The organism is Algoriphagus sp. (genome assembly GCF_029254265.1).
Classification (GTDB): Bacteria; Bacteroidota; Bacteroidia; order Cytophagales; family Cyclobacteriaceae; genus Algoriphagus.
On sequence record NZ_JAQWXX010000073.1, the window covers coordinates 149,007 to 161,536 of the forward strand.

Annotated in this window: 7 protein-coding genes; all 7 read right to left on the reverse strand. The window is 40.2% G+C overall.

What is annotated here, in order from left to right:
* Positions 1 to 8: 8 nt before the first annotated feature.
* Positions 9 to 3,224 (reverse strand): SusC/RagA family TonB-linked outer membrane protein, encoded by a 3,216-nt coding sequence (locus tag P8O16_RS10910; protein ID WP_300314516.1) that lies wholly within the window; start codon positions 3,222 to 3,224, stop codon positions 9 to 11.
* Between the two features lie 331 nt (positions 3,225 to 3,555).
* Entirely contained in the window at positions 3,556 to 4,071 is a 516-nt protein-coding gene (locus P8O16_RS10915) for a GNAT family N-acetyltransferase (RefSeq protein ID WP_300314518.1), read from the reverse strand.
* A 2-nt stretch (positions 4,072 to 4,073) separates the two neighbouring features.
* Complete coding sequence (locus tag P8O16_RS10920) at positions 4,074 to 4,700, reverse strand: hypothetical protein (protein ID WP_300314521.1); 627 nt, start codon at positions 4,698 to 4,700, stop codon at positions 4,074 to 4,076.
* A gap of 227 nt (positions 4,701 to 4,927) precedes the next feature.
* Positions 4,928 to 6,079, reverse strand: coding sequence for an efflux RND transporter periplasmic adaptor subunit (locus P8O16_RS10925; protein WP_300314524.1), 1,152 nt, complete (start codon positions 6,077 to 6,079; stop codon positions 4,928 to 4,930).
* Positions 6,079 to 10,404 (reverse strand): CusA/CzcA family heavy metal efflux RND transporter, encoded by a 4,326-nt coding sequence (locus P8O16_RS10930; RefSeq protein ID WP_300314526.1) that lies wholly within the window; start codon positions 10,402 to 10,404, stop codon positions 6,079 to 6,081. The genes P8O16_RS10925 and P8O16_RS10930 overlap by 1 nt, the downstream gene beginning before the upstream one ends.
* Before the next feature lie 72 nt (positions 10,405 to 10,476).
* A complete protein-coding gene (locus P8O16_RS10935; protein WP_300314529.1) occupies positions 10,477 to 11,865 on the reverse strand; it encodes a HAMP domain-containing sensor histidine kinase in 1,389 nt (462 codons plus the stop codon).
* Positions 11,865 to 12,530: a response regulator transcription factor gene (locus P8O16_RS10940; RefSeq protein ID WP_300314532.1), complete on the reverse strand. Its 666-nt coding sequence runs from the start codon at positions 12,528 to 12,530 to the stop codon at positions 11,865 to 11,867. Before P8O16_RS10940 ends, P8O16_RS10935 begins: the two co-directional genes overlap by 1 nt.

The window sequence follows — 12,530 nt, forward strand, 5'->3', positions numbered from 1 at the left end:
TAAACTGATCAGAATTTAACATTGATATTAAATCCAATACTTCTGGTAGAAGGGAAAGCCATATTTTCAATACCTGGCTGTAACGTACCTCCAGCCATAGACAAGGTCTCTGGATCGAAGTGTGGGTTCTCAGTCCAAAGAGCAAGATTTCTTGCCACAAGAGATACTTTAAAATCCTGAATAGGTAATTTGCCAAATAAAGATCGAGGAATCGTATAGCCAATCGTTACTTCTCTCAGCTTCAGAAAAGTCGCATCATATTTTGCCGCTTCCACATTATTTCGCTCGTAATACCTGTTATGCCAGTTTCGTGAAGTAATTTTTACAGTATTGGGACTGTATGATCCGTCCGAATTTTGAACTACTCCTGGACTGATAATACCGTTACCTTCCACGTTCAAATCATAGCCGTTCTCACGTCCATAGAGTGTTTCCTCTAATTGTCCAGAAGTACTTCCAATAGTCTTGGTTCGAGAAACAACAATTCCACCGTATCGGAAATCAAATAAAAACCCTAGAGAAATGCCTTTGTAGCTGAAGTTATTTTGTAATCCCAACATCCAGTCAGGGTTGTAATTTCCTTGAAGTTTCAATTCAGGATCTCTCAAAGGAGTACCTGTTGAGTTATGGACGATTTGACCAAAAAATTCAGAATTTGGATCTTCTACCCGCTCAAAACCTACACCGTAAATGTTCCCCATTCGCTCACCAATTCTCGCCTGGATTATGGCTCCATTTCGATCAGTAAGGGTATAGGCATCCAAACCTTCGGTCAGTTCAATCACTTTTCCACGAGTTCTGGTAAAGTTAGCTATGAAATCCCAGTTAAATCCATTCTTATTCTGGATCGGCTTGGCATTCAATACAATTTCAATTCCTTGATTTTGAATCTCACCCGCATTGATGATTCGAGAAGCATAGCCTGTAGCGATATCCAATTCAATTGGGATGATTTGGTTTCTGGTACGGTTGTCGAAATAGGTGAAATCCAATCCTAACCTTCCTTCATTAAAACGAATATCAGCCCCAATTTCGAAGGCAGCTGTTCGCTCTGGCTTTAGCTCTGCATTTGATAATCGATTAGATTCTGATTTTGCTTGGATTGTTCCCCAAGCTACTTGAGAGTTATAGACATTCGAAAGACTGTAAGGGTCAGTATCATTCCCCACCTCTGCATAAGCTGCACGAACTTTCATAAATGAAATAGCAGATGGTAGCGTAATCATATCCGAAATCACTGAACTAAGGGTAGCAGAAGGATAGAAATAGCTATTGTTGTCTGCAGGCAGGGTACTTGACCAGTCATTTCGACCCGTAATATCAAGGAACAAAATATTTTTGTAGCCTATCTGACCAAAACCGTAGAAGGAATTGATTCGCTTCTCAGAAGTAAATTGATTGACTTGAAGATTTACTGCAGTATTGGTAAAGTTGTAAATCCCTGGAATCAACAGTTGAGGAGCAACAGTTTGAAGGAATCGGTTTTCCTGCCTCATCGAGTTCCCTCCCAAAGCGATGCTGTAAGACCATACCGGCTTGGTAGTCTCAGAATAAGTCAACAAGAAGTCGGAGTTTTGTTCACTGAAAAATATATTATCCTCTCGGTAATTTCCCTTTGGAAATCGCTGTGTGCTAAATGCTCGCTTACGGTCTCGAAGTTCATTGTAGGAATCCAAACCAGTCCGTAACATCAAGTTCAACTTTGGAGTGAATTTGTAGTTCAACGAGATATTTCCAAAAATCCTATCCTTTTCCTGCCCATTCGTATTTTCAAAGACGTTGAAATACGGGTTATCGTGATAGTTGTAGTTATAGTTAAACTGCTGCTCTCCTTCCAGACCCGGCATCCAATAATCTCTTAGATTGGCGGTGTTGATTTGTCTTCCATACCAAATCCAGAGATACATCAGGTTTTCTGTACCGTAGGAAATATTAGGTCGATTGCCACTGTTGGTTCGCTGATAATTTACTGAGGAATTAACGGTCAATTTTTCAGTCACTTTAGTTCCTCCATGGAGCGAGATCGTATTTCTTTTCAAATCAGTATTCGGAACGATTCCTTTCTGATCCAAATTGGTCCAAGAAAGTCGAATATTAGATTTTTCATTCCCCCCTGAGATAGCCACGTTATTATTAAGTGTGACGCCAGTCTGAAAAAAGTCATCAATATTATTAGGCTGTGCTACCCAGGGTGTTGCCTGAATGGTACTTCCCGAAGGTGCATTTAAATCACCACCTCTGAATCCAGGCACCGATCTTGGAGAGTCAAATTGAGGAATCAACAAACCTGCGTCCAAGCGTGGACCCCAACTTTCATCCACTCCATCTGCTATACCTGCACCTGCTCCGTTGACGAATTCAAACTGCCCATTATTTCCTTGACCATAAACATTTTGCCATTGAGGCATCACAAGAGTATTGTCAAAAGTAGTATTGGAGTTAATTACCACTCCTAAGCCTTGTCTATTTTTACCTGATTTGGTAGTGATTAGGATTGCTCCGTTTGCCGCACGTGAACCATACAATGCCGCAGCAGCGGGACCTTTCAATACAGTCATTGAAGCCACGTCATCAGGATTGATCTCACCCGCTGAATTTCCATAATCAACTTCTTGATTTCCTGAACCAGAGGATCCTACGACACTATTTGAAATCGGAACTCCGTCCACCACAAATAGAGGTTGATTTGCATTGATATTCAAAGAGGATTCTCCTCGGATAGTCACACGCGTAGACCCTCCGATTCCACTGGAACCGTTCGTAATCTGAACTCCAGCTACTCGACCGCTCAATGAGTTAATTACATTACTTTCTCTGGCTTCTGTAAACCTACTCCCATCCACGGCCTGAACAGAATAACCGAGTGCTTTTGTCTCTCGCTCAACTCCTAGAGCTGTTACTACTACTTCAGTTAATGCTAGACCTTCACTTAGTGAAACATCAATTTGAGAGGCATTTCCAACTGTTCGCTCAATACTCTCAAAACCCACGAACGAGAAAACTAAAATCTCACCTCGATTTGCCTCAATCATATACGTCCCGTCCACGTCAGTGACGGTCCCCCGATTGGTACCTTTTACCAAGACCGTTGCGCCTGGTAAAGCTTCATTGTTTGCATCAGTTACTTTTCCAGTGAGTCTGGATTCCTGAGCAAACGAAAAATTCATGATCAGCAATAGACTGGCAGTAGCCATCCATCGCCAAATGCTCTTGTTCGCAGCCATTTTTTTGTAGATGTTTTTGATAATAATTTTGGTTAAATTTTTACCAAAACTATACATCCTAGAAGCCAATCTGATTAAATCAGAATTATCAAAAAATGAACAAATGTTTTACAGTTTTTTCTAAAAAAATTAAAATACAGTCATATAAAACTGTTTTGGCCATTTTTAAAATCAGAAGTATTTGAAATGTTTCGTGAAGTTTAAGGAAATATTAAAAAATAAAGTATATAAATACTAAACAATTAAAGTTGATACTTAGGTTTGGAAATTTTGGATTGAACGAAACTTCATCAGGTTTTCCTGGGAATCAGCCTAAAGTAAAATCAATTGATTAAATCAATTTCCTCATCAGCCAATCTGTCTGAACCTCATCTCCAAAAGGAAAGGGATGTGAACTGAATTTTTCAAATCCATTTCGCTCATAGAAACTGATCGCTCTGGGATTATGCTCCCATACTCCCAGCCAGATGTATTTCTTCTGTTTCTCCTTCGCGAAATCAATCGCTTGCTCCAAAAGCATTTTCCCAAGACCCAAGCCTATAAATTCATCTAACAGATAAAGCCTAGCGATTTCCAAACTTTCCGGATCGTGCACATCGGTTTGGGCAGGGGTGAGGTTCACTTTGGTGTAGCCGATGATTTGAGTTCCACTGACCAACTTAAAAAAGGTAGAACCTTCTTTTTGGTATTCCTCCCGAAATTGATCTAGGGTGAAAGCTTCATTTAAGTAAGCTTTTACATTTTCAGGTTTATTATTTGCGGTGAAAGCTTGGACAAAAGCCTTTTGAGCCATGTTCAATAATTCTGGCAAATCAGACACATCAGACTTTAGGATGCGATAACCCATGATTATCTGGATTTTTCAAGTTTTTTCAAAGCATCAACTATTTGGGAATTTGGAAACTCCCCCAAAATAGCCCGATAATTACCTGAAGGATCGATCACTACAAAACTTCTACAGGGATATGGGAATTTGAAAAACCTTTGCTCAAAAAGCCCTTCAGGGTCTGGAGCCCAAGTCATGATGCCTGAATATTTCTCCAAACCCGAAGGATTTTTATAAATATACAATGGACCATAACCACCTTTTTTAGCTATATTTTTGGCTAGCCATTCCTGATCTTTTTGATAAAATTTGGTATTTCCCTCTGTTAATCCGGTTGAGTTGCATTCATCTTTTCCTGGGTAGAAAATCACCACAATTGGCTTTCCTTCTTTTAGGACTTCCGACAAGCCTAATGCCTTATAGAATACTTCAGGATTATCAATCTGCCCAAAAGGCATTCGGTGAATCAGAACTTGGTCATTTTCATCAAGTCCTGGTACCCCAAAGTAGGGTCCATTCAAAATCTGCTCTTCATAGCTTTCACGAGTTATGATTCCGCCCATTTCATTTCGATATACTTTTTGGGCGAAAGAAATTTGACAGGTCAGAAATACTGAGATACTTAATAACAGAATCAGGAAATGCTTCATGATTCCAAAAGTAACAAACCGGGTTGAAATTGAATGTTCAAAAAGAGAGAAGTTGTTTTCTTTTATGATTATAGGCAATTACACCAGTAGGAAAATTTCATTTGGATTTTTGGCTGGAAGACGGATGACCGAAGACCGAAGTTTGCCAAAATTTGACTTCAACCGAGCATTTAGGCCGGTAAATCAAGTTACTGGCAAGAAAGTGGATAATCGTATTTTCTTTTACTTTAAATCAGATTAAACCCACCTTTTATTAATATTTGATCAGTTTCTGAGAGTTTCGCATTTGGTAATAATTCAATCTTTCCATCTACCATTCGGCCCGTTTCAACTTCAACTTTCTCCAATGAAAACCCAGCTTGATTTTTTTCTCGTAGTACCAATACATACATTTTTCCTTCTGATTCGATCACCGCAGTTTGTGGAACTGAAATCGCTTCCTGAGGATCTTTTTGGATTTTCCCTTCGACAAACATCCCGGGAACGAGAAGCGACTCCTTGCTTTCGTCTTTAAAGTCTGCATGAACATTAATTTGACGTGCATCATTTATGGATTGCCCAACCATAAAAACCTCCGCAATAAATATTTCTGAAGAAAGTTCCGGAACCCGAACCTCCACCGTTTGTCCCTTCTTGATTGCTGTGGCATCTTTCTCGAATATCATTAACTCGATGTGCAAATGCTCCCTACTAATTAGACGAACTGGAACATCCGTAGGCTGTACATAGGCACCGGGAACAGCATTAATCTCCGTCACAAAGCCTGCAATAGGTGAATAAATAGCAATTTTGGATCTGATCGACTCAGGCTGGAGTTGGTCTGCATTGATTCGAAGCAAGCCAAGCTGACGCTTCAAACTTTCTGCTTTTGCCCGTGTACTTTGGTAGTCTGCTTCTGCTTTTAAGTAACTCTTTTGCGAAGCAATCTGCTCATCAAAAAGAGTTTTCTGACGATCATATTCGGACTTTAAATAGTTCAATTGGCTTTTTGCTTCCAAATAATTTTGTTGGAGAAGTATAAATTCCGGGTTTTCTAAGTAGAAAAGCACTTCCCCCTTTTTTACCGATTGCCCTTCCAGCAATTCCAAGCCAGTGACATATCCACCGTAGTAGGTAGTCACATCAATCATATTTTCCACAGGAACTCTAATAGCTCCCTGAACTGTAATATCTTCAGAAAACTCACTTTTCTCTAATTTCCCCCAGGCCATGGAAGAAGAGCTAAACTGCTCGGTATTCAATTGAATCGTACCATTGTCAGCAGAAGAATCCCCTATCTCAAGTCCGGAATTATCACCGGAATTTTGACCACATGAAAAGGCAACTAATAAAGTCAATGGAGCAAGGAAATATCGAAAATAAATTGATTTAGTTTTCATTAGTTTATCAAGTAATTGATTTTCAAAATAGTAAGTTGATAATCGTATCTGCTTTGCAAATACTGAAGTGTGATATTTCTGGAGTTTTCCAGTAATTGTGCATATTGAAGAAAGTCGATTTCGCCCTCTTTATAGGATCGTTGTGCTTGGTCAATCAATTGCTCAGAAAGTACTTTACCCTCAGACTCATAGTAGTCTATCACTTGAATCTGCTGCTTCAATTGAGTCTGAAGCTGGCTGGATTTGCTAATCAGCTGATTTTGATAATTTTCAGATTCTATAGCTACCCGCTGTTGTTGAAATCGAGAAGAATTGATTTCTGACTTTTGGGAACCAAAAAACAAAGGGATGGAAAGGCCTGTTTGGAAACCTGGATAAACTGCCGCGTTAGGACCTGGATTGGTACCACGGAATAAATCCACCGAAATATCGGGTAACAATTTTCGCTTCTCCACCTGAAGCTGATGCGCCGCTTGGATTCGTACCCCCTCATATAATAGAATTCCAGGATGGGAATCCCATTGCTCTAAAGTCACTAATTCGAGTTTGGTAGGAGTTTGACTCACTTGCAATTCTCCGTCCCAGTTCAATTGCAATTTGAGTTGATCCAGTGCGATTCTATAATTTTGGTCAGCTTCGGATTTTTTGAGTTTGATTTCCTGCAGTTTACCAGCGGCAGTTAATTTTTCGAGGTAATTAGTTTCTCCTGTTTCAAACCTTCTGGTAGCAGCATTTGAAAAAACTGCATAAAGACTGTCCAAAAAGTCATAATGATTAATCAAATTTTTGAAATGCTGCGCAGTTAAAAAAGCGCTACTCACTTCACCTCTGATTCGCATTTTCTCGAGCTCCGTTTGCTGCTGGCTGATTTGTGCTTGATCTTGAAGCACCTTTTTCTGGGCAGCATACAGCGAAGGAAAAGCAAACCGCTGATTCACTCCCCACACACGGTTATAGACACCATTCTCAGCAATGTCATTTTTGTCAAAACCATAATACACTGTAGTCTTATCGACATTCCATCCTGCTCCTTCTCTTGCCAAAGCCGATTCAGCCGCTTTTTGAGCAGATTGAATTCTAAGGTTACGACTTTCTGCGAGTTCTAGAGCTGCTTCCAAAGTCAGTGGTTCTGTTACTTCTTGAGCCATAGCTGGCACACCGATCATGAGAAGGATAATGGTCGCAATCACTTTTGGATTCAAACCACTCTTTCCCTTTTTTTCTTTGAAAAGCACATACAATACCGGTAAAACGAACAGTGTTAAAAATGTAGCTGTGAATAATCCACCGACCACGACTGTAGCCAAAGGCCGTTGTACCTCTGCTCCTGCTGAGGAGGAAATTGCCATTGGGAGAAATCCCAAAGCCGCTGCGGAGGCAGTCAGTAAAACTGGACGTAGTCTCTCTTTAGCTCCAATAAATACAAGATCCTTAAGATTAGTAAACTTCGATTCCATGGATTTAAAATGTTCGATCAGTACAATACCATTCAACACCGCGATTCCAAACAAAGCTATAAACCCTACTCCTGCGGAGATACTAAAAGGCATATCCCGAGCCCAGAGCAAAAACACACCTCCAATGGCAGAAAGAGGAATCGCTGAATAAATCATAATAGCATCTTTTGCTGAAGAAAATGCAAAATACAAAAGCACAAATATCAAGAACAAAGCGATTGGTACAGCTATCATTAAGCGACTTCTCGCTTGCTGCAAGTTTTCAAATTGTCCTCCGTAAGAAACACGATAGCCCTCAGGAATATCAATTTCATTAGCCACAATAGCCTGAATATCATCCACGACTGATTGTAAGTCTCTGTTTCGGACATTTACACCGACCACTATTCTACGTTGTGTGTTATCTCGCGAGATTTTTGCAGGTCCTTTGGTGTAAGAGATTTTTGCCAATTCAGATAGTGGAATAGATCCTCCAGTCGGCAATTGAACCGCCACGTTTTCAAGATTAGAGATATCCTGTCTAAATTCTTTCTCAAATCTAACGACCAGATCAAATTGTCTTTCGCCTTCGAAAACTCTTCCGGCAGTTTGCCCGGCAAAACCCATTGTAACGATTTGATTGAGTTCTTCAATATTTAATCCAAAGCGTGCAATTTTTGCTCGGTCATATTCGATTCTCATCTGAGGCAAACCGTCAACCTTCTCCACAATGATATCTGCAGCACCTTCTACTCCTTGAATAGCAGATTCTATTTTCTCTGCTGTTTGCAGCAAAACATCCAAATCTTCTCCAAAAACTTTGATCGCTAAATCTGCACGGACTCCGGTGATCAATTCATTGAAACGCATTTCGATCGGCTGGGTAAATTCGAATTCCAATCCTGGAATAACTTCCAAAGCTTTTTTGAATGCTTCTGCTAATTCATCTTTGGTCTCCACAGTGGTCCACTCCGAAGGTGGATGCAAAGTCACGATCACATCTGTCTCTTCCATGGACATAGGATCAGTCGGGATCTCTGCTGCACCAATTCGAGTTACGATCTGATTTACTTCAGGGAATTGCTTGAGTACATTCTCAATACGTGTCATCGTTTCAACCGTATTGGTCAGTGTAGTTCCAGTCTTCAAAACCGGCTGGATTACGAAATCACCTTCATCTAGTGTAGGAACAAACTCAGATCCCATTCTGGAAAAGACAAAAATCGTGATTACCAGCAAACCAAAGGCTCCTGCTAAAACAGCTTTTGTATGATCTAGTGCCCATTTGATAGCTGGCTCATAGACACGATTGATCGAATTAATAATCCTGGTAGAAATATTTTTAGGACCAGGAGGAGTTGTCTTCAGAAACATAGAAGAAACAACCGGAACATAGGTCAAACCTAAAATCATGGCTCCCACGAGCGCAAAGCTGAATACTTCAGCCATTGGTCGGAACATCTTGCCCTCCACACCAGTCAGGGAGAGAATAGGAATAAAGACGATAATAATGATGATCTGCCCAAAAATTGCTGAATGCATCATTTTGGAAGCACCCTGAAGGGAGACTTCATCTTTTTTCACCCGAAGTTCCTCTGGGGAAAGCTGAACAGAACTCTCTCCGATTTTAGTAAATCGGAATGCAATGTATTCTACGATAATTACTGCACCATCAATAATAATCCCAAAGTCAATCGCTCCCAAACTCATCAAGTTGGCATCGACTCCAAAGATGTACATCATCGAAATGGCAAAAAGCAAACTCAAAGGAATCACAGAGGCAACTACCAAACCGGATCGAATATTTCCCAAAAGTAAAACGACTACAAAAATCACAATCAAACAACCCAATATCAGGTTTTCGGCGATTGTGAAGGTCGTTCGTCCAATCAACGCTGAACGGTCCAAAAACCCATTTATAACTACTCCCTCAGGCAAAGATGATTCGATCTGAACCAGTCTTTCTTTTACCCGATCAATGGTTGCTTTGGATCCAGCCCCTTTGAGCATCATGACTTGACCGAGTACTTTTTCGCCCTCGCCATTCGCAGTAACTGCCCCAAAACGATTGGCATGTCCAAAATCGACTTTTGCAATGTCTTTGATATAAAGTGGCGTTCCTTCCCGAACCTCAAGTACTATGTTCCCAATATCTTCCAAACTTTTCACCAAGCCCTCGCCTCGGATAAAAAAGCTTTCATTGGTCTTTTCAATATAGCTACCCCCAGCAATAGAATTATTTTTGCTCAATGCATCATAGACCTGAGTCAGACTAATGCCCATCGCTTTCAATCGCTCTGGATTGATCGCTACTTCATATTGCTTGAGAAATCCTCCCCAGGTATTTACTTCTACGACTCCCACGATACCAGAAAGTTGACGGCGAACTACCCAATCTTGGATTGTTCGTAAATCAGTGATCGAATATCTGTCTTCGTAGCCAGGCTTCACATCAATCACATATTGATAGATCTCCCCCAAACCTGTAGAAATTGGCCCCATAAAAGGCTGACCAAAACCATCCGGGATCTGATCCTGCGCGATTTTGATTCGTTCGGCAATTAACTGTCGAGGTAAATACGTGCCTAAATCATCTTCAAAAACAATCGTCACGACTGACAAGCCGAATTTAGAAACGGAACGAATCTCTTTTACTCCTGGTAGATTGGCCATCTCCAGCTCTACTGGATAGGTCAGGTATTTTTCTACATCTTCGGTAGCGAGATTTCGAGAGGTGGTGATGACTTGTACTTGATTATTGGTCACGTCAGGAACGGCACCAATTGAGAGACGCGATAAAGCGTAAATCCCAAACCCTATCCATCCTGCAATCAGCAGGAAAATAATAAGCTTGTTTGAAATACTCCAATTAATAATTTTATCTAGCATAGCTATAATCTTTATACTACAAAAATGACTATAAACTACAGTAGATATCCTAAGGGGATCCTTAAAGTTCGCTTAAATCTTCTCTTGAAAAGTCAATCTAAAAATAGAACCTGAGCCTTTTTGACTTTGCACATCTATTGAAATGTCTGACTCCAAAGCGAGTTTTTTTACAATAGCTAGTCCCAAACCAGTTCCTGGAACAGGTTTTTCCAAAAGCTGAGTTTCTCTGAAAAATGGATCAAAAATCCGATCTAAGGAATCTTCTTCAATACCTACTCCTTGATCCTCTACAGTAATAAATGGTGCACCCTGATGAATTCCTGCCCGAATAGAAATCGAAGAGTCATGATCGGAATATTTCAGCGAATTTTGAAGCAGATTATTCAAGATCATATGAAGAGACTTCGTATTCACCTCAATCACCAGAGGTAGAGTAAGGTTGGTTTCGAAATCAATTTTTCTCGCATAATCTAGAGACATTTTCTGAGCGAAGTTGCGTCCAAATTCAAGCAAATCGATTGACAAATAATCAGAGTTCGAAAATTTACCAACACGGGCTAAAGCCAAAAGCTGCTCAATCATCTCACTCATTCGATCAATACTTTGTAAAGCGGTCTGAATTTTTGATTCGTATTCTTCTGTGGCACGAGGCTTACGGATCAGGACTTCCAATGTCCCCCGAAGAACAGCTAACGGAGTTCTAAGCTCATGGGAAGCATCAGAGGTAAATTGCTTTTCGCGATTTAGTGATTGTTCCAGTCTGGAAAGTAATGAGTTGATCGATCGAGCCAACTGACCTATTTCATCATTTTGCTCGGTAAGTGGTACCCGTTCATTCAGATTTTTCTGATTAATCTGATTGGTAGTATCTGTGATGATTTGGATTGGTGCAATACTTTTTCCAACCATAAATCTCATCATTAAAAAAAGTGAGATCAAAATGACAGGATAAAGGACTACAAGAATCTTAAGGAGATTATAAAGTAAATGTCGCGAATCCTCAAAGGAAGTTGCCACAAGCATATACCCTTCAATTTTACCCTCATGTCTCAAGGGAATCTGTATCTGCCGAACCTCTTCATCTCCTATCTCTAGGGTCAATGCATCATCTCTTGAAGCTCGATCGGGTAAAAAAGTCAAATGATTTCCTCGAAGATTTGGAGAGCGGTCCATAGTATTTCCCTTAAGATCAACGATTTCAATAAAAATCGGATTGAGCTGAATTTGAGAATGTTCCGCTTCTTCCCATTCATTTTTATTTAAAAAAATCAATTCTCCGTTCACAAGAGAGATTTCTCTCAAATGATCTTGAGCCTCAGCTAAAAGGGCTTTATCACTATTTTCAATAACTGAATAATTAACCACTAAATAGATAATCGCAAAAACAACCAAGATGATCATCGCAGTCATCTTGGTTAGCCTCCTAGCTATTCGTTCACGATAGGAATTTCTTTTCTTCATTATTCTTTAGCCATATAACCTACTCCGCGAATAGTCTGTATATATCCTTCTTCCTCATGAAGATCCAGTTTTTTCCGAAGCGAATTAATAAAAACATCGATCACTCCCGTATTATACTCGAAATGTATATCCCATACCTTTTCGATAATTAATGTTCTTCGGCATACCTTATTCTTGTTTCTGACCAAATATTCCAGAAGAGCAAATTCCTTCTGTGTAAGAGGAATCTCAACATTGTCTTTCAATACTTGATGTCTTTCAGGAAAAATGGAAATCGTACCTAAAGTGAAGAATTCCGGTTCACCGACTTTTGCCCGAAGTTGTACGCGTACGCGCTCTAGTAATTCTTCGAAATGAAAGGGTTTTTTGATGTAATCATTTGCCCCTGCCTGCAAGCCAAAGACGGTTTCGTCAGTCGTGTCCTTAGCGGTGAGAAAGATGATTGGAGTATCCTTATGTTCTTTTCGGAAAGCTCGACAAAGATCAATCCCGCTCAATCCTGGAAGCATCCAATCTAGAAGCAAAAGATCATAATTACCCGAAAGGGCCAAATCCAAGCCTATCTTCCCATTATCCGCAACGTCCACGGCATAGGATTCTTCCTCAAGTCCTTGCTTTAAAAAACCGGAAATCCCTGGTTCATCCTCTACTACTAGAATTCTCAT

Bases quoted from the DNA above. Each gene is read 5' to 3' on its own strand.
- P8O16_RS10910 (WP_300314516.1), bottom strand. From the start codon at position 3,224: ATGGCTGCGAACAAGAGCATTTGGCGATGGATGGCTACTGCCAGTCTA.
- P8O16_RS10915 (WP_300314518.1), bottom strand. From the start codon at position 4,071: ATGGGTTATCGCATCCTAAAGTCTGATGTGTCTGATTTGCCAGAATTA.
- P8O16_RS10920 (WP_300314521.1), bottom strand. From the start codon at position 4,700: ATGAAGCATTTCCTGATTCTGTTATTAAGTATCTCAGTATTTCTGACC.
- P8O16_RS10925 (WP_300314524.1), bottom strand. From the start codon at position 6,079: ATGAAAACTAAATCAATTTATTTTCGATATTTCCTTGCTCCATTGACT.
- P8O16_RS10930 (WP_300314526.1), bottom strand. From the start codon at position 10,404: ATGCTAGATAAAATTATTAATTGGAGTATTTCAAACAAGCTTATTATT.
- P8O16_RS10935 (WP_300314529.1), bottom strand. From the start codon at position 11,865: ATGAAGAAAAGAAATTCCTATCGTGAACGAATAGCTAGGAGGCTAACC.
- P8O16_RS10940 (WP_300314532.1), bottom strand. From the start codon at position 12,530: ATGAGAATTCTAGTAGTAGAGGATGAACCAGGGATTTCCGGTTTTTTA.